General features: G+C 68.6%; 27 protein-coding genes. 3 read left to right on the top strand and 24 right to left on the bottom strand.

Translation table 11 applies throughout. The features are described 5' to 3' along the window. Window positions 1–304: 304 nt before the first annotated feature. The gene (locus tag MKL20_RS23675) at window positions 305–937 is read right to left on the bottom strand and encodes a LysE family translocator (protein WP_244038717.1); all 633 of its coding nucleotides are present in this window, start codon (window positions 935–937) and stop codon (window positions 305–307) included. Window positions 938–1,013: 76 nt separating this feature from the next. Between MKL20_RS23675 and MKL20_RS23670 the strand changes: the two genes are divergently transcribed. Beyond that, entirely contained in the window at window positions 1,014–1,499 is a 486-nt protein-coding gene (locus MKL20_RS23670) for a DUF3280 domain-containing protein (RefSeq protein ID WP_244038716.1), read from the top strand. Window positions 1,500–2,026: 527 nt separating this feature from the next. Here MKL20_RS23670 and gatB read toward each other — a convergent pair. The 5 genes from gatB to MKL20_RS23645 form a co-directional block, all read right to left on the bottom strand. Continuing rightward, window positions 2,027–3,499 carry an Asp-tRNA(Asn)/Glu-tRNA(Gln) amidotransferase subunit GatB gene (gatB, locus tag MKL20_RS23665; protein ID WP_244038715.1) on the bottom strand — a complete coding sequence of 491 codons (1,473 nt, stop codon included), beginning with the start codon at window positions 3,497–3,499 and terminating at the stop codon, window positions 2,027–2,029. A gap of 229 nt (window positions 3,500–3,728) precedes the next feature. Beyond that, the gene (locus MKL20_RS23660; protein WP_244038714.1) at window positions 3,729–4,028 is read right to left on the bottom strand and encodes a hypothetical protein; all 300 of its coding nucleotides are present in this window, start codon (window positions 4,026–4,028) and stop codon (window positions 3,729–3,731) included. After that, window positions 4,025–5,503: an Asp-tRNA(Asn)/Glu-tRNA(Gln) amidotransferase subunit GatA gene (gatA, locus tag MKL20_RS23655; RefSeq protein ID WP_244038713.1), complete on the bottom strand. Its 1,479-nt coding sequence runs from the start codon at window positions 5,501–5,503 to the stop codon at window positions 4,025–4,027. The genes MKL20_RS23660 and gatA overlap by 4 nt, the downstream gene beginning before the upstream one ends. A gap of 75 nt (window positions 5,504–5,578) precedes the next feature. Beyond that, window positions 5,579–5,866, bottom strand: coding sequence for an Asp-tRNA(Asn)/Glu-tRNA(Gln) amidotransferase subunit GatC (gatC, locus tag MKL20_RS23650; protein WP_007564343.1), 288 nt, complete (start codon window positions 5,864–5,866; stop codon window positions 5,579–5,581). A 137-nt stretch (window positions 5,867–6,003) separates the two neighbouring features. Then, on the bottom strand, window positions 6,004–6,144 hold the full coding sequence (locus MKL20_RS23645) for a hypothetical protein (protein WP_244038712.1): 141 nt from the start codon (window positions 6,142–6,144) through the stop codon (window positions 6,004–6,006). A 171-nt stretch (window positions 6,145–6,315) separates the two neighbouring features. On the opposite strand from MKL20_RS23645, the gene MKL20_RS23640 reads away from it, so the two are divergent. After that, window positions 6,316–6,882 (top strand): SMI1/KNR4 family protein, encoded by a 567-nt coding sequence (locus MKL20_RS23640; RefSeq protein WP_244038711.1) that lies wholly within the window; start codon window positions 6,316–6,318, stop codon window positions 6,880–6,882. 9 nt (window positions 6,883–6,891) lie between these two features. Then, window positions 6,892–7,404 (top strand): Holliday junction resolvase RuvX, encoded by a 513-nt coding sequence (ruvX, locus tag MKL20_RS23635; RefSeq protein ID WP_244038710.1) that lies wholly within the window; start codon window positions 6,892–6,894, stop codon window positions 7,402–7,404. A 119-nt stretch (window positions 7,405–7,523) separates the two neighbouring features. Here the strand turns inward: ruvX and dprA are convergent, their stop codons facing one another. The 18 genes from dprA to MKL20_RS23545 all read right to left on the bottom strand — a co-directional run bounded on the left by dprA (window position 7,524) and on the right by MKL20_RS23545 (window position 23,168). Then, entirely contained in the window at window positions 7,524–8,726 is a 1,203-nt protein-coding gene (gene dprA / locus MKL20_RS23630; RefSeq protein ID WP_244038709.1) for a DNA-processing protein DprA, read from the bottom strand. Window positions 8,727–8,760: 34 nt separating this feature from the next. Next, window positions 8,761–9,366, bottom strand: coding sequence for a glycerol-3-phosphate 1-O-acyltransferase PlsY (plsY, locus tag MKL20_RS23625; RefSeq protein WP_244038708.1), 606 nt, complete (start codon window positions 9,364–9,366; stop codon window positions 8,761–8,763). After that, on the bottom strand, window positions 9,366–10,670 hold the full coding sequence (locus tag MKL20_RS23620) for a dihydroorotase (RefSeq protein ID WP_244038707.1): 1,305 nt from the start codon (window positions 10,668–10,670) through the stop codon (window positions 9,366–9,368). Before MKL20_RS23620 ends, plsY begins: the two co-directional genes overlap by 1 nt. Next, window positions 10,667–11,470, bottom strand: a complete 804-nt coding sequence (gene hisF, locus MKL20_RS23615; RefSeq protein ID WP_244038706.1) for an imidazole glycerol phosphate synthase subunit HisF — start codon at window positions 11,468–11,470, stop codon at window positions 10,667–10,669. The genes MKL20_RS23620 and hisF overlap by 4 nt, the downstream gene beginning before the upstream one ends. A gap of 18 nt (window positions 11,471–11,488) precedes the next feature. Next, a complete protein-coding gene (locus MKL20_RS23610; RefSeq protein ID WP_244038705.1) occupies window positions 11,489–11,959 on the bottom strand; it encodes a DUF29 domain-containing protein in 471 nt (156 codons plus the stop codon). Between the two features lie 41 nt (window positions 11,960–12,000). After that, on the bottom strand, window positions 12,001–12,744 hold the full coding sequence (hisA, locus tag MKL20_RS23605) for a 1-(5-phosphoribosyl)-5-[(5-phosphoribosylamino)methylideneamino]imidazole-4-carboxamide isomerase (RefSeq protein ID WP_244038704.1): 744 nt from the start codon (window positions 12,742–12,744) through the stop codon (window positions 12,001–12,003). A gap of 37 nt (window positions 12,745–12,781) precedes the next feature. Further along, the gene (gene hisH, locus MKL20_RS23600; RefSeq protein WP_244038703.1) at window positions 12,782–13,441 is read right to left on the bottom strand and encodes an imidazole glycerol phosphate synthase subunit HisH; all 660 of its coding nucleotides are present in this window, start codon (window positions 13,439–13,441) and stop codon (window positions 12,782–12,784) included. Between the two features lie 22 nt (window positions 13,442–13,463). After that, window positions 13,464–13,949, bottom strand: a complete 486-nt coding sequence (locus MKL20_RS23595; protein ID WP_244038702.1) for a DUF2628 domain-containing protein — start codon at window positions 13,947–13,949, stop codon at window positions 13,464–13,466. 73 nt (window positions 13,950–14,022) lie between these two features. Next, window positions 14,023–14,610, bottom strand: coding sequence for an imidazoleglycerol-phosphate dehydratase HisB (hisB, locus tag MKL20_RS23590; RefSeq protein WP_244038701.1), 588 nt, complete (start codon window positions 14,608–14,610; stop codon window positions 14,023–14,025). A 169-nt stretch (window positions 14,611–14,779) separates the two neighbouring features. Next, the gene (locus MKL20_RS23585; protein ID WP_244038700.1) at window positions 14,780–15,655 is read right to left on the bottom strand and encodes an S-methyl-5'-thioadenosine phosphorylase; all 876 of its coding nucleotides are present in this window, start codon (window positions 15,653–15,655) and stop codon (window positions 14,780–14,782) included. A 277-nt stretch (window positions 15,656–15,932) separates the two neighbouring features. Further along, window positions 15,933–16,841, bottom strand: coding sequence for a cytochrome c1 (locus tag MKL20_RS23580; protein ID WP_243964153.1), 909 nt, complete (start codon window positions 16,839–16,841; stop codon window positions 15,933–15,935). A 13-nt stretch (window positions 16,842–16,854) separates the two neighbouring features. Further along, window positions 16,855–18,141 (bottom strand): cytochrome b, encoded by a 1,287-nt coding sequence (locus MKL20_RS23575; protein WP_243963922.1) that lies wholly within the window; start codon window positions 18,139–18,141, stop codon window positions 16,855–16,857. Between the two features lie 13 nt (window positions 18,142–18,154). Further along, the gene (gene petA / locus MKL20_RS23570; RefSeq protein ID WP_243963932.1) at window positions 18,155–18,727 is read right to left on the bottom strand and encodes a ubiquinol-cytochrome c reductase iron-sulfur subunit; all 573 of its coding nucleotides are present in this window, start codon (window positions 18,725–18,727) and stop codon (window positions 18,155–18,157) included. A gap of 203 nt (window positions 18,728–18,930) precedes the next feature. Next, window positions 18,931–20,796 carry an ABC transporter ATP-binding protein gene (locus MKL20_RS23565; RefSeq protein WP_244038699.1) on the bottom strand — a complete coding sequence of 622 codons (1,866 nt, stop codon included), beginning with the start codon at window positions 20,794–20,796 and terminating at the stop codon, window positions 18,931–18,933. A 159-nt stretch (window positions 20,797–20,955) separates the two neighbouring features. Further along, complete coding sequence (locus MKL20_RS23560; protein ID WP_243963952.1) at window positions 20,956–21,537, bottom strand: AprI/Inh family metalloprotease inhibitor; 582 nt, start codon at window positions 21,535–21,537, stop codon at window positions 20,956–20,958. 165 nt (window positions 21,538–21,702) lie between these two features. Continuing rightward, the gene (locus tag MKL20_RS23555; protein WP_244038698.1) at window positions 21,703–22,527 is read right to left on the bottom strand and encodes a succinate dehydrogenase iron-sulfur subunit; all 825 of its coding nucleotides are present in this window, start codon (window positions 22,525–22,527) and stop codon (window positions 21,703–21,705) included. 24 nt (window positions 22,528–22,551) lie between these two features. Continuing rightward, window positions 22,552–22,926, bottom strand: coding sequence for a DUF5615 family PIN-like protein (locus tag MKL20_RS23550; RefSeq protein ID WP_244038697.1), 375 nt, complete (start codon window positions 22,924–22,926; stop codon window positions 22,552–22,554). Continuing rightward, window positions 22,923–23,168, bottom strand: coding sequence for a DUF433 domain-containing protein (locus tag MKL20_RS23545; protein ID WP_244038696.1), 246 nt, complete (start codon window positions 23,166–23,168; stop codon window positions 22,923–22,925). Before MKL20_RS23545 ends, MKL20_RS23550 begins: the two co-directional genes overlap by 4 nt. Window positions 23,169–23,229: the final 61 nt, after the last annotated feature.

Here is a 23,229-nt window from a genome sequence, read left to right as displayed (position 1 = left end):
TGCTCAGGACCAGCCCGCGGCGCAGGCCACAGGCTCAGGTGCCAACGATCCGACAGTCGCCGCCGGCTCTGGGGTGGCCACCCCAGAGCCGGCATCCCTCGCGGGACAGGGGCAATCTGACATGATTCGCTAATACAAGGTGTGAGCGAAGCGAGCCTCGAAGGAGCCCTCCAGCCAGCCGCGCGATCCCTGGAGGGCTCCTTCGAGGCCTTCGCTGCGCTCCGTCGCCTCAGGATGAGGGGGGTTGGGTTGGGCGGGCGTCGATCAAGACCAAGAGCACCTCCCATCCACCATCGTTCGTGACTCAGCGCTGCGACTCGGTTGCCATCCTGACGGCGAGCGCCGCGAACACCGTTCCCATCACCCAGCGCTGCACGACCGCGAACGAGGGGCGGTACGTGAAGAACCGAGCGATCGAACTCGCTGAAATGATGAACAGCGTGTTGATCATCAGGCTGATGATGATCTGCGTCGTGCCAAGGATGAGCGCCTGGCTCAGAACGCCGCCGTTGGCCGGATCGATGAATTGCGGCAGCAGCGAAAGATACATGATCGCGATCTTGGGATTGAGCAGGTTGGTCAACAATCCCATGATGAACAGCTTGGCCGGGCTGCTCGGCGGCAGATCCTTGACGCGGAATGGCGAGCGGCCGCCGGGCCGAACGGCTTGTACGGCGAGCCACAGCAGATAGAGCGCACCCGCGATGCGAACGGCGTCGTAGGCATAAGGCACCGCCAGGAGGAGGGCCGTAATACCGAATGCCGCGCACAGCATGTAGACGACGAATCCAAGCGCGACGCCGCCGAGCGAAATGAATCCGGCCGTCCGTCCCTGGCAGATCGAACGCGAGAGTGTGTAGGCCATGTTCGGCCCCGGGGTCAGGACCATGCCGACCGCAACGGCCGCGAAGGCGAGCAGGTTGTGTAGGTCGGGCATCTGTCCTGGCTTCCCCAGATCCTGCGACTCGGTGCGAGGGGAACGATACCGCATCTTGCCGTCTGAGGAGACGCCCATGTTCCGGATCGCACTCTGCGCGGCCGCCCTGTTGTTGGCGGCCGGCCCGGCCCTGGCTGCTCCCGAGAAGGCCGCGGTGTTCGATTTCCAGTTCTCCAACCTCTCGCCGGTGCCGAGCGATGAAGCCGACCGGGCGCGGCTCGATCGCACCAGCGCTCAGTTGCGCGACCTTCTCCAGACGAAGGGCCTGTTCGTGATCGTGCCGACCGATCCGGTGAAGGACGAGGTCGCCAAGAGCGCGGACCTGCGCCGCTGCAACGGCTGCGCCGACGGCTTCGCCCGCAAGCTCGGCGCCGACGTGGCGATCACCGGCGAAGTCCAGAAGGTGTCCAACCTCATCCTGAACCTCAACGTCTACGTCAAACAGCTCTCCGGCAACGTCCCGGAAAAGGCCTACAGCGTCGACCTGCGCGGCGACACGGACGAGTCCTTCGCGCGCGGCATCCGGTTTCTGGTCGAGAACAACATGGGTGCCGGCAAGTAGAGCGCGGCCGATCCGGACGGGCACGACACACTTTTTTGCGATGCCGTGCGTGCCACCATAAGTGTTTGATCCAGCGACGCCGCGCTGCAGTGTTGTGGGGCGAGGTCAGAGAAAAGGCAGCGTAGCCGGAAATTCCGTGTTGACGCGACTCCGAAGCCGGCGCAGTCTTCGGATGTGTTCAGCAACAGCGGACACGGACTGGATCAACACTCGGCGCATCGAGGGATGTGCTGGTCTTGATCGGTCATCCGAAGCTGGAGGAGACAGGCATGACTCCACCGCAGCGTGACGCCGCTTAGACGTTTTTGGGACAGGTTCGGCCCGAAACCCAGCGGCACCAAACGAACAGCCAGACGGAAGCGACCCCAGGGGCGCAGAAGCGGCCAAGACACGGCCCGTCTTCGAATGCGCGAAAAGCCCCGCTTTGCGCCGCTTCCGCCGCGGTTTCTTCTTTCACGATCTGATCGACCATCACCCGCCCGGCATAGCCGCGGCGGGATAAACCAGTCTCGTGATCCGGGCGGAGCTCAGGCGATCCCGAGCTTCTCCTTGAGCAGCGCGTTGACCGCCGCCGGGTTGGCCTTGCCGCCCGTCGCCTTCATGGTCTGGCCGACGAACCAGCCGAGCAGGGTCGGCTTCTCCTTAGCCTGGGCGACCTTGTCGGGATTGGCCGCGATGATCTGATCGATGGCGGCCTCGATGGCGCCGGTATCGGTCACCTGCTTCATGCCGCGGCTCTCGACGACGGCGCGCGGATCGCCTCCCTCGGTCCAGACGATCTCGAACAGGTCCTTGGCGATCTTGCCGGAGATCACGCCCTCGCCGATCAGGTCGACGATCGCCCCGAGCTGGTCGGCGGAGACCGGCGTCGATTCGATCGAGAGGCCCTCCTTGTTGAGCCGGCCGAACAGCTCGTTGATGACCCAGTTGGCCGCGGCCTTGCCGTCGCGGCCCTTGGCCACCGCCTCGTAGTAGTCAGCCGAAGCGCGCTCGGCCACCAGCACGCCGGCATCGTAGGGCGAGAGGCCGTAATCCTTCACGAACCGCGCCTTCTTGGCGTCCGGCAGTTCCGGCAGGCCGGCGGCCAGGGCGTCGACATAGGCCTGGTCGAATTCGAGCGGCAGCAGGTCGGGATCGGGGAAGTAGCGGTAATCGTGCGCTTCTTCCTTGGAGCGCATCGAGCGGGTCTCGCCCTTGCCCGGGTCGAACAGGCGCGTCTCCTGGTCGATCTTGCCGCCATCCTCCAGGATCGCGATCTGGCGGCGGGCCTCGGTCTCGATCGCCTGACCGATGAAGCGGATCGAGTTGACGTTCTTGATCTCGCAGCGCGTGCCGAGCGGCTCGCCGGGGCGGCGCACCGAGACGTTCACGTCGGCGCGCAGCGACCCCTTCTCCATGTCGCCGTCGCAGGTGCCGAGATAGCGCAGGATCGTGCGCAGCTTGGTCACGTAGGCCTTGGCCTCCTCCGACGAGCGCAGGTCCGGCCGGGAGACGATCTCCATCAGCGCCACGCCCGAGCGGTTGAGGTCGACGAAGCTTTTGGTCGGATCCTGGTCGTGCAGCGACTTGCCGGCATCCTGCTCCAGGTGCAGGCGCTCGATGCCGACCGTGATCGACGTGCCGTCGAGCATGTCGACCAGCACCTCGCCCTCGCCGACGATCGGGTCCTTGTATTGCGAGATCTGGTAGCCCTGCGGCAGGTCCGGGTAGAAGTAATTCTTCCGGTCGAACACCGAGCGCCGGTTGATCTGGGCCTTCAGGCCGAGCCCGGTGCGCACCGCCTGGGCGATGCATTCGGCGTTGATCACCGGCAGCATGCCGGGCATCGCAGCATCGACCAGCGAGACGTGGTCGTTCGGCTCAGCCCCGAATTCGGTCGAGGCGCCGGAGAACAGCTTGGCGCGGCTGGAGACCTGGGCATGGACCTCCATGCCGACGACGACCTCCCAGTCGTGCAGGCCGCCCTTGATCAGTTTTTTGGGGTCGACAGGTGCGTTCATGGTCGTCCGGGCCGGGATGTGATGCGGTCTCCGCACGATCCGATCCACAACCTCATCCTGAGGTGCTGCGCAGCAGCCTCGAAGGAGGGCTCCAGGGATCGCGCGGAGCCTGGAGGGCTCCTTCGAGGCCCGCTTGCGCGGTCACCTCAGGATGAGGTCGCGGGTGGGATCGCGACGGGTGCCGCTTTCCTACTCTTGAAAAACACTTACGGGTCGCGCGCGCCAAGAATCAAGCGCGGCGGGCGATCGCTCGGCGGGCGCCGTAGCCGACCACCGCCCAGAGCAGGGCGGCGACGGCCCGCACCGGGAAGAAGGTCGGCCCGTCATGGGTGATCGGGGCCGGCCAGGGGATCCCGGCCGCGCTCACCGCCCAGGAGAACAGCACCGAGAAGCCGAGCGCCGCGATCGCCGCGATGAACACCTTGCCGAACTGGCTGGCGGTCCAGCCGAGATAGACCGCCACCACGATCAGCGCCGGATCGAACGCGGCCCAGATCCAGACCGTCCAGGGATAGAAGGGGACGGTCATGCCCACCAGGGCTCGGGCAGAACGGTCCGGCCGGCGGCCTCCTCGATCACCTGGGCGACCGCGAACAGCGTCTCCTCGTCGAACGGACGGCCGATCAGTTGGAGGCCGAGCGGCAGGCCCTGGCCGTCGATCCCGGCCGGGACCGCGATGCCCGGCAGGCCGGCCATGTTCACCGTTACGGTGAACACGTCGTTGAGATACATCTCCACCGGGTCGGCCGAGGCCTTCTCGCCGATGCCGAAGGCCGAGGACGGCGTCGCCGGGGTCAGGATCGCGTCGACGCCGGCCGCGTAGGCCTCCTCGAAGTCGCGCTTGATCAGCGTGCGGATCTTTTGGGCGCGCACGTAATAGGCGTCGTAGTAGCCCGCCGAGAGCACGTAGGTGCCGATCATGATCCGGCGCTTGACCTCGCGGCCGAAGCCGGCGGCGCGGGTGTTCTCGTACATCCCGGCGATGTCCTTGCCGGGCACGCGCAGGCCGTAGCGGACGCCGTCGTAGCGGGCGAGGTTCGAGGACGCCTCGGCCGGAGCCACGATGTAATAGGCCGGCAGCGCCGAGGAGGTGTGCGGCAGCGAGATTTCCTTGATCGTCGCGCCGGCATCCTTCAGCCAGGCCGCGCCGTCATCCCAGAGCTTCTGGATCTCGGCCGGCATGCCGTCGACCCGGTACTCCTTCGGGATGCCGATGGTCAGGCCCTTCACGCCGCGGCTAACCGCGGCCTCGAAATCCGGCACCGGGAGGTCGACGCAGGTGGTGTCCCGGGCATCCGGTCCGGCCATCGATCCCAAAAGAATCGCGCAGTCGCGCACCGTGCGGGCGATCGGGCCGGCCTGGTCCAGGGAGGAGGCGAAGGCCACCGTGCCCCAGCGCGAGCAGCGGCCGTAGGTCGGCTTGATCCCCACCGTGCCGGTGAAGGCGGCCGGCTGGCGGATCGAGCCGCCGGTATCGGTGGCGGTGGCGCCCAGGCACAGCCGCGCCGCGACCGCCGCGGCCGAGCCGCCGGAGGAGCCGCCCGGCACCAGCTGCGCGTCGGAGCCCTTCCGGCGCCAGGGCGAGACCACGTTGCCGTAAGCGCTGGTCTCGTTGGACGAGCCCATGGCGAACTCGTCGAGGTTCAGCTTGCCCAGCATCACCGCGCCGTCCCGCCACAGATTGGCCGAGACTGCGGATTCGTAATGCGGCACAAAGGTCTCGAGGATCTTGGAGCCGGCGGTGGTGGTGACGCCCTCGGTGCAGAACAGGTCCTTGATCCCGAGCGGGATGCCTTCCAGCGGACGCGCCGCGCCGGCGGCGATTTTCTGGTCCGCTTCGTCCGCCATCTTGAGGGCGTGGTCGGGCGTCTCGCGGATGAAGGCGTTCAGCACGCGGGCCTTGGCCATCGCGTCGAGATGCGCCTGGGTCAGCTCGCGGGCCGAGATCCGCTTCGCCTTGAGGGCGTCGCGCGCCTCGGCCAGGGTGAGTTCGTTCGGATCCACGCTGTTCACGTCCTCGCGCGCGCCGCCGCGCGCATGCCCGCCAGAATTTATGCTTCGTCGAAGGCCGGAAGCAGCCTACTCGACGACCTTCGGAACCAGGAAGTAATTGTCTTCGGTCTCGGGGGCGTTGGCGACCACGTCGGCGGCGCGGCCGCCCTCGGTGACCACGTCCTCGCGCTTCTTCATCGCCATCGGGGTGACCGAGGTCATCGGCTCGACGCCGGACACGTCCACCGCGCCGAGCTGTTCGACGAAGGCCAGGATGGCGTTCAGCTCACCCTGCAGCGGACCGACCTCGTCGTCGGTGACCGCGATCCGCGCCAGATGCGCGATGCGCCGAACCGTCTTCTCGTCGACCGACATGCCGTCCCGTTCGTCCCTGCCCGGGAGGCATCCCCGGCGCCGGGCCGGGCTATAGCACTGCGCTTCGACGCGCCGCAACGCGGGCCGTGGTTCGCGTGGGGGCGCTGTGAGACGAGTTCCAGTCAGATCAGGCGGGATCAGGTCACCACGTGGTTCGGCGTGACCGACATCTCGATGGTGATCCCGGCCTGACGAACGGGGCTGAAGACCGATTGCGAGACGCCGAAGACCAGGACCTCGAAGGCCAGAAGCAGCATCCAGCACTGCTTGCGGCTCATCGTCTGCTTGCGGCGAGGCGGGGTCGGAGCGCTGGGCTGGCCGATCGTCGACATGGCGATACCCGAACCGTGGATTAACGAAGTCTTAACCTCCCTAATCGCGAACGGCTGCGGGCGCATCCGTGTCGATCTGCGGATAGGGTTAAGGCTGTGGACGGTGGAGTGGGTTCGATGTGGGAGCAGGTGTTCACGAGCCTGTCGGCGGGTTTTTTGGCGCAACTGGCGGATCTCGACCGCGCCGCCGCGGAGCTGGGCTTCCCCCTGCCCGCCTCCTACCGCAGCTTCTGCGAGGCCTGCGGCATCGGCTTGGCGGCCGAGCAGTTCCGGATCGCCGTGCCGGCGCCGTTCGAGGCCAGCGATCTCGCTACGCAGGCCGGGGTGATCGCCATCAGCGTCGGCAACGCCGTGGCGATGCTGGAGGATGGCGGCGAGCCGCACCGCTTCGACGTAGAGGACGGTGACCCGGCGGTGATCGAGCGTGCCTGCTTCTTCGGCGCAGGCGAGGACGGCAGCTTCCTGTTCTGGGATGTCACCGGGACAGGGGAGGAATACGATATCTGGCTGCTCGCACCCGACCTGGAGACCGTGCGCTTCGGCGGCGAGAACCTCACCGACTTCTTCACCCGGGTGACGGGACCCTCCGCCGCCCTGGTCCTGGGACCCGGCGCGACGCCGCTCCCGGCCCGGTTCGAGGGGATCGTGGAGGCCACGCTGGCGCGGGGCGCCGGGCTGGCGTAGGGCCAAGCCATGAATTTCGACGAGATCCGCACCTTCGCGGCCACATCGCGCGGTGGCGCGCGCCTGATCGGGGTCGATCTCGGCACCAAGACGATCGGGCTCGCCCTGTCGGATCTCGGCCGCCAGATCGCGTCGCCGCTCGAGACGATCCGGCGGGTGAAGTTCACCCCGGATGCGCAGCGCCTCGCCGCGCTCTGCCGGCAGCACGCGGTCGGCGGGCTGGTGATCGGCCTGCCGCTGAACATGGATGGCAGCGAGGGGCCCCGGGTTCAGTCGACCCGCGCCTTCGTGCGTAATCTCAAGCCGATCATCGACATCCCGCACGTCTTCTTCGACGAGCGTCTGTCCACCGCCGTGGTGACCCGGGCGCTGATCGAGGCCGATGCGTCCCGGGCGCGGCGGGGCCAGCTCGTGGACAAGCTTGCCGCCGCCTACATCCTTCAGGGCTGCCTCGACGTGATGCGCAATCTCGCCGATACCGAAGCGGATCCAATCGGCGACCGATGGCCCATACAGGGTTGAGGCGCGGTCGCTCTCTCAGACTCGACGCGGGCCCTCTCCCGAGCGGAAGTGGCGACCTGCGTCTTCAGCCGATACCGGAGTGACCGGCTCCACGATAAGAACCCGTGTCGCCCGTAGGATCAGCGACTGAGGAGCGAGACCGCCCCGCTGCCGTGCCGTTCGATCCGGCCGTCGAGCTCGAGCTCCAGCAGCACGGTCTGCACCACCCGGGCGCCGACCCCGGCACTGCGCGCGAGTTCGTCGGTGCCGACCGGGCTCGGCCCGAGCAGCGCGATGATCCTCTCGCGCTCGTCGGTCGGTTCGTTTGGTTCAGAGGCTGGCGAATCGGCATGGAGATCCGGGCCGGTCGAGCCATCGAGCAGGATTGCGCGCCCTTCCAGGTCGATCTCGTCCCAGAAATCCGCCTGCTCGGCGAGGTCCGGCCTTTGCCGGGCGGGGGCGGCGTCAGGATCGGGACCGCGCTCGATGATCGGGCCGATCACGTCGAGGACGTGGTGCACCTCGGCGACCAGCGTGGCCCCCTGGCGGATCAGGTCGTTGGTTCCCTCCGCCCGCGGATCCAGGGGTGAGCCCGGGACGGCGAAAACCTCGCGGTTCTGCTCCAGGGCGTAGCGCGACGTGATCAGCGAACCGGAGCGGCGTGCCGCCTCGACCACGATCGTGCCGTAGGCCAAGCCGGAAATGATGCGGTTGCGCCGGGGGAAATCGCGACCCCGCGCCTCCCAGCCAATCGGCATCTCGGCCAGCACCGCCCCGCCCTCCCCCAGGATCGCGTCGACCAGGGCAGCGTGGGCGGCCGGATAGATCCGGTCCTGGCCCCCGGCCATCACCGCCACGGTACCAGTGTTGAGGCTGGCCTTGTGGGCCCGCGCGTCGATCCCCCGGGCGAGGCCCGAGACCACGGCCAGCCCGGCCTCGCCGAGGCCCCGGGCCAGCCGCTCGGTGAAGGCGAGCCCCGCGGTCGAGGCGTTGCGCGACCCGACCAGGGCGACCGCCGGGCGGTTCAGGATCTTTGGATCGCCCCGCAGGGCGATGAGCGGTGGCGCCGCGTCGGTGCGCTGGAGCAGGTGCGGATAATCCGCCTCGCCGGTGGCGAGCAGGCATCCCCCGAGGCGCGCCAGGGCGGCGACCTCAACCTCGGCCTGAGCCCGGCTCGGCGGCTCGATGCGCCGGCCCTGGCGGCGGGTCAGGTCCGGCAGGGCTTCGAGGGCGGCAGCGGCGCCGCCGAAGCGGTTGATCAGGGTCCGGAAGCTGCGCGGGCCGATCCCTTCGGTGCGGATCAACCGCAACCAGTCGAGGCGCTGGGCATCGGTGAGCTGCATGACGCCCCCCAGCGTCGCGCCATCGGGCGCGCTACTAGCCCTTCTGGCCGATGCGCCCCTCGGTGCCGGCCGCGAGTCGCCGGATGTTGGGAGCGTGCTTCCACCATAGCAGCAGGCCGAGCAGCAGGAACAGCACAGCTTGCGCCGGCGCGCCGAGCGCCCACAGCACCAGCGGTGTCGCTGCCGAGGCCGCCAGGGCAGCGAGCGAGGAATATTTCAGCGCGAAGGCGAGACCGAGCCAGATCGCCGCGAAGGCCGCCAGAGCCGGCGGGCTGAAGGCGAGCAGCACGCCGATGAAGGTCGCTACCCCCTTGCCGCCCTTGAAGCCGAGCCAGACCGGGAAGAGGTGCCCGAGGAAGGCGCCGAGTCCGGCGGCCAGCGCCGGGCCCTCGCCGAGGAACTGCCGGGCGATCAGCACGGCCGCCGTCCCCTTCAGGGCGTCGCCCAGCAGGGTCGCGGCGGCGAGGCCCTTCCGGCCGGTGCGCAGCACATTGGTCGCGCCGATATTGCCCGAGCCGATCGCCCGCACGTCGCCGAGTCCGGCAAACCGCGTTAGGATCAACCCGAACGGGATCGAACCCAGGGCGTAGCCGAGGGCGAGGCCGCCGAGGGCGGCCGGCGTCGCGAGATCCGGGAGCATCAGGCCGCCGCCGCGAGATCGTCGATGGCGTGGACGATCCGGCCGTCGACCAGCGTCAGCACTGCGGCGCCCTGGAGACGCGCCTCGTCGAAGGGCGAATTCTTGGAGCGGGATTTCAGCTGGCGCTTGTCGAGCACGTAGGGCAGGTCGGGGTCGATCAGCACGAGGTCGGCCGGTGCGCCGACCGCCAGCCGGCCGGCCTCGCGCCCGAGGATCCGGGCCGGGTTCACGGTGAGCGCCGCGATCAGCTTGTTCAGCGCCAGGTCGCCGGTATGGACCAGCCGCAGGGACGCGCCGAGCAGGGTCTCGATCCCCAGCGCCCCGTCGGCCGCCTCCGCGAAGGGCAGGCGCTTGGTCTCGACATCCTGCGGGTTGTGGTCGGAGACGACCACGTCGATCACGCCCTCGTTGAGAGCCTGCACCACCGCGTGCCGGTCGGCCTCGTCGCGGAGCGGCGGCGAGAGCCGGCAGAAGGTGCGGTAATGGCCGATGTCGTTCTCGTTCAGGACGAGGTTGTTGACTGAGACGCCGCAGGTCACCGGCAACCCGTCCTGCTTGGCTCGGCGCACGATCTCCACTGAGTCGGCGCAGGAGATCATCGCGGCGTGGTAGCGGGCGCCGGTCAGCCGCACGAGGCGGATGTCGCGCTCCAGCATCACGGTCTCGGCCTCGCGGGGGATGCCCATCAGCCCGAGGCGCGAGGCGAGCTCGCCCTCGTTCATCACGCCCTCGGCGACGAGGTCGGCATCCTCGACATGTTGCATCAACAGGGCGTCGAAATCCCGGGCGTAGGTCAGGGCGCGGCGCATCACCTGGGCGTTGCCCACCGCGTGCAGCCCGTCGGTGAACGCGACCGCGCCGGCTTCCTTGAGCAGCCCGAACTCGGTCATCTCCTTGCCGGCCAGACCCTTGGTGATCGCGGCGGCGGGCAGGACATGGACGCTCGCGGTATCCCGGGCACGGCGGAGCACGAAATCGACGATCGCCGGTCCGTCGATCACCGGGTTGGTGTCGGGCATGCAGACCAGCGTCGTCACACCGCCCGCCGCCGCCGCGGCGCTGGCCGAGGCCAGGGTCTCGCGATGCTCGGCGCCGGGCTCGCCCACGAAGGCGCGCATGTCGATCAGCCCCGGGGTCAGGACTCGGCCGCGGCAATCAATCCGCGCCGCCTCCGCCGGGGCTCCGGGCGCGGTCCCCTCGGCGATGTCGGCGATGCGGCCGTCTCGCACCAGCACGGCACCGCGCGTCTCGCGACCCGTCGCCGGGTCGAGGAGGGTCGCATTGGTCAGAAGGGTGCTGCTCACAGGGGCGTCCTCGCGGATGAGGCCGGGCCGTCGAGACGCATGGCCAGGCCGGCGGCTGCCATATGGGCCTTGGCCTCGGCGATGGTCGCCTGCCCGAAATGGAAGATCGAGGCGGCCAGCACGGCGCTGGCGCCGCCCTCGGCCACGCCGGCCACGAGGTCGTCGAGGCCGCCGACCCCGCCCGAGGCGATCACCGGCACGCTCACGGCGTCACTGATAGCCCGCGTCAGCGCGAGGTCGTAGCCGGAACGCGTGCCGTCCTTGTCCATGGAGGTCACCAGCAACTCGCCCGCGCCCTTCTCGGCGACCAGGCGGGCGAAGGCGACCGCATCGATCCCGGTCGAGTCGCGGCCGCCATGGGTGAAGATTTCCCAGCGGGCCGGCTCACCGGCGCCGGAGACCCGCTTGGCGTCGATCGCCACCACGATGCATTGCGCGCCGAACTTTTCTGCCGCCCGGGCGACGAGGTCCGGGTCCTTCACAGCGGCGGTGTTAACCGCGACCTTGTCGGCGCCGGCCAGCAGCAGGGCGCGGACATCCTCGACGGTGCGGACGCCACCGCCGACGGTGAGCGGCATGAAGCAAGCCTCCGCGGTGCGGCTGACGATGTCGAGCAGCGTGCCCCGGGCCTCGCGGCTCGCGGTGATGTCGAGGAAGCACAGCTCGTCGGCCCCGGCCGCATCGTAGACCTTGGCCGCCTCCACCGGGTCACCGGCATCGCGCAGCCCCTCGAAGCGGACGCCCTTCACGACGCGGCCGTCTTTCACATCGAGGCAGGGGATGATGCGGGTTTTGAGCACGAGCCCTCGGCGGTCCGATCAGGATTCGGGATCGATCGCGAACGGCCGATCCATGATGTCCTGATACGTGTAGGGGCAGGTCTCTGGGAAGCGTTTCAGCGGCAGACCGGTCTCTTTTGCAGCCTCGAGCCGAGCGCGGCGGTAGGCTTTCTCGATGGCTTCGCTCAAGCGAACCTTCAGTCCTGGGCTTTCGTCCAACTCATCGACCGCATGGACGCGATGGGACGCGATCGAGATCGCCCAGCTGCGGGTGCGTTTCGCGGGCTGGTGGTCGATCTTGAGCATGTGCAGCAGCACCACGCGCAGAGCGCTCACCAGGCTCGCGAACTGGCTCTTGCCCAAGCTCTCGATCTCCTCGGCCAGATTCTCGCGGTCGAGGCCGGAAAGGTCGCCAGCGCGCAAACGAGCGCCCTGCTCTTGCGTCCAGGTGTAAAAATCGTCCTCGTAGGCCGTGCCGGCTGGGGCGAGCCGAGTCTTCAACGTCGTCATCGAAGCCTCCCAAGTCGACCTACACCGACGGGGTAAGCCTATCACGCCGCCCGGCCGCGCGCCCGCGCGATCGCGGCGAGCGCCGCCTGCGGGTCGATGCGTCCGTCGTAGAGTGCCCGCCCGGTGATGGCGCCGGCGATGAGGGCGCAATCGGGCTGGAGCAGGCGGTGCACGTCGTCGATCGAGGCGAGGCCGCCCGAGGCGATTACCGGGATCCGTACGGCCTGGGCCAGGGCCAGGGTCATCTCGACGTTGAGGCCCTTCAGGATCCCGTCGCGGGCGATGTCGGTGTAGATGATCGCCGCGACGCCCGCGTCCTCGAACCGGCGGCCGAGTTCCTCGGCGGTCATGCTGGAGGTCTGCGCCCAGCCCTCGACGGCGACGCGGCCGTCCTTGGCGTCGATGCCCACCGCGATCTTGCCCGGATGCAGGCGCGCCGCCTCCCGGACGAATTCGGGATCGCGCACGGCGGCGGTGCCGATGATCACCCGGGCGACGCCCTTCGCGAGCCAGCCTTCCAGCGTCTTCATCTCGCGGATGCCGCCGCCGAGCTGAACCGGGATCTTCACGCGGGCCAGGATCGCGTCCACCGCGGCGGCGTTGCGCGGCGCGCCCGCGAAGGCGCCGTCGAGATCGACCACATGCAGCCACGGAAAACCCTGATCCTCGAAGGTCGCGGCCTGGGCGGCCGGATCGTCGCCGAAGATCTTGGCCTGCGCCATGTCCCCCTGGATGAGGCGGACGCAGCGTCCCTCCTTCAGGTCGATCGCCGGGTACAGGATCACGGGTGCTGTCTTCCTTCTCGTCGAAGCCGAACCGCGCTCAAGGGCGCCAGTTCAAAAAGTTCGCGATGAGCGCCAGGCCGAGGCGCTGGCTCTTTTCCGGGTGGAACTGCGTGCCGGCGATGTTGCCGCGGGCGACCATCGCGGTGACCGAACCACCGTACTCGGCCTGCGCCACCAAGTCCTCCGGGCGTTCCGCAGCGAGCGCGAAGCTGTGCACGAAATAGGCGTGCAGGCCGTCCGCACCGGTGGGAATGCCGGCGAGCAGCGCATGGTCGCGGGCCACCCGCAGAGTGTTCCAACCCATATGGGGGATCTTGAGCGCCGGATCGGACGGCTGGATCGGCGCGACATCACCCGGGATCCAGCCGAGACCCGGCGTCGTCTCGTATTCCAGCCCGCGGCTCGCGAGCAGCTGCATGCCGACGCAGATGCCCAAGAACGGCCGGCCGGCAACCTGCGCGACCTGGATCATCGCCTCGACCATGCCGGGGACGGCATCGAGCCCGCGCCGGCAATCCGCGTAGGCGCCGACGCCCGGCAGCACGAGCCGGTCGGCGGCGGCCACCACGTCCGGGTCGGAGGTCAGGCAGATGCGTGTGTCACGTCCGCTCTCCCGGGCGGCGCGCTCGAACGCCTTGGCGGCGGAATGGAGGTTGCCCGATCCGTAATCGATGATCGCGACCGTCTCGGTGCTCATGCGCGTCTCGATAGAAAAAGCGTCACCGGGCGACTTCCTGGGCTGGGAACAGGCCGATCACCGGTTCGGTGCGCCGGGCCGGGCCGGCCGGGAACGGCGCGCGGGGCGCCGCCGCGGTGGCGTCGAGCCAGCGGCCGATGGCGCGTGCTTCGGCTTCTTCGGGTGTGGCGGCGATCACCGCATCCCGGGTCGGCCAGCCCCGGCGGGCGAGCGTCCAGCGGCGCAGGCTCGACGCTTCGAGGCCGATCAGCCAGGAGGCCAGCAGGGTGACGATCGTGGCGATCCCGGGCGGCAGCCCGAGCAGATGACCGACGCCTGCCAGCGCCATGAGACCCACGAACACGATCAGCGCTGCGATCCAGAGGCGATGGAACAGGAACCACAGCACGCTGAACGCGAAGGCCGACCAAGAGAAGCCGTCCCGCACGAGTACGGCCCGGTCCAGGCCGATGGACTCGCCCGGCCGCGCATCGGCCGGCAGGTGGAGCGTGTAGCTGCGCATCCGCATCGCGGGACTCCCGGTGAGAGCGCTCGGCGACGGTGGGACCGACCGTCTTAAAAAGCGCGACGAAACGACGGTCTTACAGGGAGCCCTTCGTGGAGGGAACGCGGCCCTCCTCGCGCGGGTCGATCGCCACCGCCTTCCGCAAGGCGCGGGCCAGCCCCTTGAAGCAGCTCTCGGCGATGTGGTGGGCGTTGTCGCCGTACAGGGTCTCGACGTGCAGCGTCAGCCCGGCATTCATCGCGAAGGCCTGGAACCACTCGCGCACCAGCTCGGTGTCGAACTGCCCGATCTTCTCCACCCGGAAGGTGGTGTGGAACACCAGGAACGGCCGGCCCGAGATGTCGACGCAGACCCGGGTCAGCGCCTCGTCCATCGGCAGGTGGATATCGGCGTAGCGGGTCACCCCGCGCTTGTCGCCGAGCGCCTTGGCGAAGGCCTGGCCCAGCGCGATGCCGCAATCCTCGGCGGAATGGTGCTGATCGATATGCAGATCGCCGTCGACCTTGACCTCTAGGTCGAACAGGCCGTGCCGGGCGAACAGGTCGAGCATGTGGTCGAGGAAGCCGATCCCGGTGGCGATCTTCGACTGCCCGGTCCCGTCGAGGCCGACGCTGACCGCGATATCGGTCTCGGCGGTCTTCCGGCTGATGGAGGCGCTGCGCATTTTTTCGGACTTTGTGGCGGGGCGGCTGGAGCCCCGAGGGCCTTCTAGTGCCTGTTCTTCGGCGATCGCAAGGATCGTCGTTGGGACGGGCGCAAAACATGGGTTCCCGAAGGGCTGCAGCCCTTTGGCGGGGTGCAGGGCAGTGCCCCGCGCTGCGCAGGGCGGCGCTTTACGCGTGAAGCACCCGCCCGGCCACCGCGTCGAGCTTGGCGAGCAGCGCCGGATCGCGGGCGGTCGGCGCGGTCATGATCGCGCCGTCGAGCGCCCGGTGCGAGCCCGCTGGGCAGGGCTCGCGCTCGGCCGGGAAGTCGCGGGCGAGCCGCGCCACCAGCCGGGCTGCCGTGTCGGCATTGGTCCGGGCCACCGCGATCACCGCGGCGACGTCCACGGCGTCGTGGCCGGGGTGCCAGCAATCGTAGTCGGTCACCATCGCGATGGTGGCGTAGGTGATCTCGGCCTCGCGGGCGAGCTTGGCCTCGGGCATGTTGGTCATGCCGATCACGTCGAACCCTTGCGCCTTGTAGGCCCGGGACTCGGCGAGCGAGGAGAATTGCGGCCCGTCCATGCAGACATAGGTGCCGCCGCGATGGACCGCGACGCCCTCCGCCTGGGCGGCGTTGGCGATCCGCGCCTGCAGCCCCGGGCCGACCGGGTGGGCGAGCGAGACGTGGGCGACGCAGCCATCGCCGAAGAACGAGGAGGCGCGGCCGTGCGTGCGGTCGACGAACTGGTCGACCAGCACGAACAGGCCCGGCGGCAGCTCCTCGCGGAACGACCCGCAGGCGGAGAGCGCGACGAGATCGGTGACGCCGGCCCGCTTCAGCGCGTCGATATTCGCGCGGTAGTTGATGCCCGACGGCGACAGGCGATGGCCGCGTCCGTGGCGAGCCAGGAACACGACCTTGGTGTCGCCGATCCGCCCGATGCGCAGGGCATCCGAGGGCTCCCCCCAGGGCGAGGCGACGCGCTCCTCGCGCACGTCCTCGAGCCCCGGCAGATCGTAGACGCCGGACCCGCCCATCACCCCGAGCACCGCTGCCGTCATGCCGGTTTCCCTTTTGTAAGCTTCATCCTAGCCGCCACCTCATCCTGAGGTGCCGGAGCGAAGCGGAGGCCTCGAAGGAGGTCTCCATCACGCGGAGCGATCCCTGGAACCCTCCTTCGAGGCTGCTGCGCAGCACCTCAGGATGAGGGGGGCGGATGGGATCGGTGTCGCCGAGAGGCCGACAGCCGCGTTCGCCGAGCGGTAGCACGCGGCCCCAGCCCAAAAAAGATGGGCCCCCCGCAGGAGGCCCATCTGGCAATGTCGATGCAATGCCGGCTCAGAACGTCTTGTGCAGCTCCGGCTGAAGGCCGTGGACCTCGCCGCCGACATCGGCCCAGACTTTCTTCTTCACGTAGTAGAGCAGCCCCGACAGGATGATCAGGAACAGGATCACCCGGAAACCCAGGGCCTTGCGGTCCATCATGTGCGGCTCGGCCGCCCACATCAGGAAGGCCGCGACGTCCTTGCCGTACTGGTCCACGGTCTCGGGGACCACGGGCTGGCCGGCGTCAGTCTTGGCGTAGGTGACCTGCCCGTCGGTGATCGGCGGCGGCATCGCGATGATGTGGCCGGGATAGTACTTGTTGTAATGGCCGCCATCGGGCACCGAAAAGTCCTTCGGCGCCTCCTCGTAGCCGTTGAGCAGCGCGTGGATGTAGTCGGGCCCCTGCTCCGAATAGCCGATGAGTGGCAGCCAGTCGGTCAGGAAGTACAGCGAGCCGCGGGAGAAGGTCCGCGCCTTGGCGATCACCGAGAAATCCGGGGGCGCCTTACCGCCATTGGCGGCCGCCGCGGCTTGGTCGTTCGGGAAGGGCGGCGGGAACGTGTCGGCCGGGCGGCCGGGCCGGTCGAACATCTCGCCGGAATCGTTCGGGCCGTCCTTGACCTGGTAGGTCGCAGCCAGGGCCTTGACCTGCGCGGCCGAGAAATCCGGGCCGCCATCCTGGGCGAGATTGCGGAAGGCGACCAGCTTCATCGAGTGGCAGGCGGAGCAGACTTCCTTGTAGACCTGGAAGCCGCGCTGGAGCTGCGCAGTGTCGAACCGGCCGAACGTGCCGGCGAAGCTCCAGTTGACCCGGCCCGGGATCGGGCCGCCATGCCCCTCCTGGGCGGAGGCCGGTGCAGCCCCGGTCAGCAGGGCCGCGACCGCGAAGGCGGCGGTGGTCGAGAGGACGCGACGCATCATCATGGTCCTGCCGTCAGCCCTTCGTCGTCGGAGCGGCGGCGGCGCCCGCCGGCATGCCGGAGCCGCTCACCTGCTTGCCTGGCCCGGTCACGCTTTCCAGGATCGAGGCCGGAAGCGCCTTCGGCGTCTCGAACAGGCCGCAGAGCGGCATGACGAGCAGGAAGTGGGCGAAGTAATAGGCGGTGCAGATCTGCGACGCGAGGACGTAGCCCCCCTCGGGCGGCTGGGATCCCAGCCAGCCCAGCAGGAAGGTCGCGCCGATGAACACCCAGAAGAACTGCCGGTAGATCGGCCGGTAGTTGCACGAGCGCACCCGCGACCAATCCAGCCACGGCGCGAAGGCCAGGATGATCACCGCCGAGAACATCAGGATCACGCCGCCGAGCTTGCTCGGGACCGCGCGCAGGATCGCGTAGAACGGCAGGAAGTACCATTCCGGCACGATATGCGCCGGCGTCACCGCGGGATTGGCGGCGATGTAGTTGTCGGCGTGGCCGAGATAGTTCGGCTGGTAGAACAGGAACCACGAGAACAGGATCATGAACACGCAGGTGGCGAACACGTCCTTTACGGTGGCGTAGGGGGTGAACGGGACCGCGTCCTTGCCCGACTTGATCGGGATGCCGGCCGGGTTGTTCTGGCCGGTGACGTGCAGCGCCCAGACGTGGAGCACGACAACGCCGGCGATCATCCAGGGCAGCAGGTAGTGCAGCGAGAAGAACCGATTCACGGTCGGGTTGCCGACCGAGTAGCCGCCCCAGAGCAGGGTCTGGATGGTGTCGCCCACCACCGGGATCGCCGCCAGGATGTTGGTGATGACGGTGGCGCCCCAGAAGCTCATCTGGCCCCAGGGCAGCGTGTAGCCCAAGAAGGCGGTCGCCATCATCAGCAGGTAGATGATGACGCCGAGGATGTAGAGCACCTCGCGCGGGGCCTTGTAGGACCCGTAATACAGCGCCCGGAACATGTGGACGTAGACGGCCACGAAGAACATCGACGCGCCGTTGGCGTGCGCGTAGCGCAGCAGCCAACCGTAATTCACGTCGCGCATGATCTTTTCGACGGAATTGAACGCGCCCGTCGCCGACGGCTCGTAATGCATCGCCAGCCAGACGCCGGTGATGATCTGGATCCCCAGGAAGGCCGCCAGGATCGCCCCGAAGGTCCAGAAATAATTGAGGTTCCGGGGGACCGGGTAGGCGATGAAGGACGAGTGCACGAGGCCGGCGATCGGCAGCCGGGCCTCGAACCACTTGGCGACGCGGCTCTTCGGGACGTAGGTGCTGGCAGTTCCGCTCATGTCCGCGTCCCTCTCACGCCGCTTCCTTGCCGCCCTCGCCGATCCGGATCTTGGTGTCCGTCTCGAAGGCGTAGGGCGGGATCGGCAGGTTGATCGGCGCCGGCCCGTGGCGGACGCGCCCGACCGCGTCGAACTGCGAGCCGTGGCAGGGGCAGGCCCAGCCCTCGAAGTTGCCCTGGTGGCCGATCGGCACGCAGCCGAGATGCGTGCAGTTGCCGTACACGATCAGCCACTGATCGTGGCCGTTCTTGACCCGGGTCGGGAAGGCCGCCGGATCGATCATCGCCGAGAGCGGGACCGCCTGCATGTCGGTCACCTCCTTGGCCGTCAGCTTGCGCACGAAGATCAGCTTGCCGCGCCAGAACACGTTGACGATCTGGCCGTCCTGGATCGGCGTCAGGTCGACGTCGATCGGCGCGCCGGCCGCGATCGTCTCGGCGTCGGGCGCCATCGACGAGATCAGCGGCCAGACCACGGAGGCCGCGCCGACCGCGAGGCCGGCGCCCGTGGCGAGGAACAGGAAGTCGCGACGGCTGCCCTCGTGAGAGCTGCTATCCCGGCTGGCGGGAGCGGTGGTGGTCGCCAAGATTCGGAACTCCGTGCGTTGACGTGAGGGCCGCAGGCGCCCTGCCCTGATGTTCCGGCCAGGCCGCGATCAAAGCATTATCGTTCTAATCTGAGCAAAGAGACCGTCTGCCACCCCCAAGTCAAGCTGCCGGATCAGCCACGGTGACGCGGTTAGGTCACGATCGTTGTCATATGTTGCCGGATGTCGCCTCGGCTGCTCCGCTATGCCGCGGTGGTGTCGAGGCGGGTGGTGCCGTCATCCAGGAAACCGCCCGACTGACGCGCCCACAGGCCGGCATAGACGCCGCCCCGGGCGACGAGTTCGGCGTGGGTGCCCTCCTCGACGATTCGGCCGCGGTCGATCACCACCAGGCGGTCCAGGGCCGCGATGGTCGACAACCGGTGGGCGATCGCCACCACGGTCTTGCCGGCCATCAGCGTGTCGAGCGATTCCTGGATCGCCGCCTCGACCTGACTGTCGAGGGCCGAGGTCGCCTCGTCGAGAATCAGGATCGGCGCGTCCTTGAGCATCACCCGGGCGATGGCGATGCGCTGGCGCTGGCCGCCGGACAGCTTGACCCCGCGCTCGCCGACCTGCGCGTCGTAGCCCCGGCGGCCCTTGTGGTCGACGAGGTCGGCGATGAACCCGTCCGCATGCGCCAGCCGGGCGGCGCGCTCGATCTGCACCTGCGTGGCATTGGGGCGGCCGTAGCCGATATTCTCGCGGATCGAGCGATGCAGCAGGGAGGTGTCCTGGCTGACCATGGCGATCGCCTCGCGCAGCGATTGCTGGGTCACCGTGGCGATGTCCTGGCCGTCCACCAGAATGCGGCCGCTCTCGACCTCGTAGAGACGCAGCAACAGGCTCGCGAGGGTGGACTTGCCCGCGCCGCTGATCCCGACCAGCCCGACCTTCTCGCCGGGGCGGATCGTCAGGGTGAAGTCCTCGATCACGGTGGCGTCGCCACGGCCGTAATGGAAGCCGACATTCTCGAACCGGATCTCGCCGCCGGCCACGACCAACTCGCGGGCGTCCGGCGTATCGACCAGCGCATGTGGGCGCGCCATGGTCTGCATGCTCTCCTGGATCACGCCGACATTCTCGAACACGCCGCGGACGGTCTGCATCACCCAGCCTGACATGGCGAGAAGCCGCAGGATCAGGGCGAGGCCGGCCGAGGCTTCACCGGTGGTCATCCCGCCGCTCCGCCAGAGGATCAGGCAGGCGGCGCCGGTCGCGATCAGCAGCGTGCTGTTGAGGATCCCAAGAAGGCTGGTCGTCAGCGTCACCAGCCGGAACTGGTACAGGTAGGCATCCGTGTGGACCTCGACCGCGTCGCGCACCGTCGCCCGCTCCTCGCGGTCCCGTGCGAACAGCTTGACGGTCAGGATATTGGTGTAGCTGTCGACGATGCGGCCGATCAGCACCGAGCGGGTGTCGGCGGTCTTGTGCGAGCGGGCACGGGCTCGGGGCACGAACCAGGTCGTCAGGGCGGCATAGGCGCCGATCCAGATCAGCACCGGCAGGGCGAGCCAGGGGGAGATCGAGCCGAACAGGCCGACTGCGGTCACCGCGTAGATCGCCACGTAGAGCAGGGTGTCGATGAACACGACCGCCAGTTCCCGCACCGCGGGGCCGACCTGCACGACCCGGTTGGCGAGGCGACCGGAGAAGTCGCCCTGGAAGTACGAGAGTGCGTGCCCGAGGGTGTAGAGATGCGCCCGCCAGCGAATCTGGCTGGTCGATTGCGGCACGATCAGCTGGTTGGACAGCAGTTCGTGCAGCCAGATCGTGATCGGCCGCACCACCCCGACCAGCAGCAGCACCAAGCCCAACCCGACCGCGTGGTCGGACAGGACGGTGGCCCGGTCGGCCGTGGCGAGCAGGTCGATGAACCAGCGCATCACCAGGTAGAGCGAGGCCTCGACGGTCCCGGCGATCACCGCGATGACGAACAGAGCCACCAGGGCGGCGCGGATCGGGTGCAGGTAGAACCAGGCGAAACCCAGGACCGTCCGCGGCGGGGTGCGCGTCTCGTCGAAGGGCGCGAACGGATCGACCCGGCGCTCAAGCCAATTCAAAACCATGTCTTTGGGGGCGCACCGTTACGGAAAGCCCACATGTAAGCATGGGCCGCCGCCCGCCAAGCGCGCGCGGTCGTCGCGGCGCCGGCGTCGCCGAAAAGATACCTTATTCAGGATGCGCCTCTCGTCGCGAAGCCGGCGACCCGGCCGGATTCGACGCGGTCAGCGTACCAGGGCGAGCGTGGCGCCCGACTTGGTCAGCGCGCCGTCCAGCGAGCCGCCGCCCTGGCGCAGACGCGCCGCCACCGTGCCGCCGGGCTGGTAGAGATAGACCTCGCCATCGCGGAAATCCCAGGCGGAGACCCGGGCGAGGTCCTTGTTGGGGCAGCCGGAGGCCGAGGCCTTGTACAGGTCGAGGGCCGGCGCGCTCGACAGGGTAACCTTGCAGCTCGCGCCGGTGGCGTCCTTGGCGTCCCAGCTGCCGACCACCGAGGCGCGGCCGCTCGTGACCACCGGCGGCGGCGGCGCGGGCGGCGCCACCGGCTCGGCGATGACCGTCGGGGTATTGGGCGCCGCGTTGGCCTGGGCGCCGGGCGGCGGCGGCGCGTCGGGGCTCGCGGTCGCGCCGGGCGGCGGCGCGAGCGGCGCCGCGGTCACGGTCCCCGACGGGACCGCTTGGACCGCATCGAGGGAGGCCTGCGAGGGCGCCCGGCCCCGCGGGCTTTCCAGACGAGTCGTGGCACAGGCGCCCAGGGTGGCGCTCAGGCAGAGGGCAGCGAAGGTCGGCAGGCTCGGGCGCAGCATCGGACCACTTCGGATCAGGCTTGGGATAGCGCGCAATGACGCTTCGCCCCTGACTCGGTGCCAAATGCGCTGACCGCAAGGCGGCTGACCCGGCCGCCGCAGACTCCGCTGCGGAGGAGCGGCCTTTTCGCCCCGGTGTGGCCGGGGCGCCTCACCGCCCCGCGGTCAGACCACCCGCTCGACCATCATCTTCTTGATCTCGGCGATCGCCTTGGCCGGGTTCAAGTTCTTCGGGCAGGTGTTGGCGCAGTTCATGATCGTGTGGCAGCGGTAGAGCCGGAACGGATCGTGCAGAGAGTCGAGCCGGTCGCCGGTATTCTCGTCCCGCGAATCGATCAGCCAGCGATAGGCCTGGAGCAGGGCCGCCGGGCCGAGGAACTTGTCGCCGTTCCACCAGTAGCTCGGGCACGACGTGCTGCAGCACGCGCACAGGATGCACTCGTACAGGCCGTCGAGCTTCGACCGGTCCTCGGGGGTCTGGCGCCACTCCTTCTCGGGGGCCGGCGTCTCGGTCTGGAGCCAGGGCTCGATCGCGGCGTGCTGGGCGTAGAAGTTGGTCAGGTCCGGGACCAGATCCTTCAGCACCGGCATGTGCGGCAGCGGGTAGATCCGGACCGCGCCGTCCTTGTCCTTGCGGGTGAGGATCGGCAGGGCGTTGTCCGGGCTCTTGCACTCGTCGATGCCCATCGTGCAGGCGAGCGCGTTCTGCCCCTCGATGTTCATGGCGCAGGAACCGCAGATGCCCTCGCGGCAGGAGCGGCGGAAGACCAGGGTCGAGTCGACCTTGTTCTTGATCCACAAGAGCGCGTCGAGCACCATCGGCCCGCAATCGTCGCGATCGACCTGATAGGTGTCGATCCGCGGATTGGCCCCGTCATCCGGATTCCAGCGGTAGATCTTGAAGGTCTGCAGGTTCTTGGCGCCGGGCGGCGGCGCCCAGGTGCGACCCGGGGTGATCTGGGAGTTTTTGGGTAAGTTGAACTGAGCCATTGCGTTTATGTCCGGCAATATCGGTCAGATAAGGGGATTGGCGTCGAGGATGCGGACGCGAACGCGCTCCTCCTCGATCGTGACGATGGCGCCCGTTTCCAACGGGCTTCGGTGCTCCGTCAGCACGCGCCCCACGAGGGGCAGGTGACGCACAAGCTCGACACGCCCGCACCGGAGCTGGATCACGCTCGGAGCGATCAGCGCTTGGCGCGTCAGCGCGGCACCGAAATCGAGATCACGCGTGAGCACGATCGCCTGATTCACCCGCGCCCATTCCATGATCACGTCGTCGGCCGCATTCTGGAGGCCGATCGTGCTCCAATGCGCGGCGTCGTGCCCCTGGCCCGCCAATCCGTCGATCCAAGCCATCGACAGGTTCATGTCGACGACGAGTTTCATTCCGCGGCAACCAGGGCGACATCCCTGAAGCCGGCGAGCGAAGCACCGAAGCGGAGGGCTTCGAGAATGTCTTCACGTTCAAGGTAAGGATAGCCTGCCAGCAACTCGTCGATCGTCGTCCCGCCCCCGAGCTCGCCGAGGATCATCCCAACGGTCACCCGCATGCCGCGGATGCACGGCTTGCCCTGCATGACGGCGGGATTCACCGAGATCCGGGGAAACCCCTGGAAGGTACGCGTCACGACAGACCTCCTCTCATCTCGGTACGACCGGCGATCGGTCCGGGAAGAACGCACGTGCCGA

Origin of the sequence: Methylobacterium sp. E-066 (assembly GCF_022829635.1) — a bacterium.
Lineage (GTDB): Bacteria > Pseudomonadota > Alphaproteobacteria > Rhizobiales > Beijerinckiaceae > Methylobacterium.
This window is presented reverse-complemented; position numbering and strand designations above follow the sequence as displayed.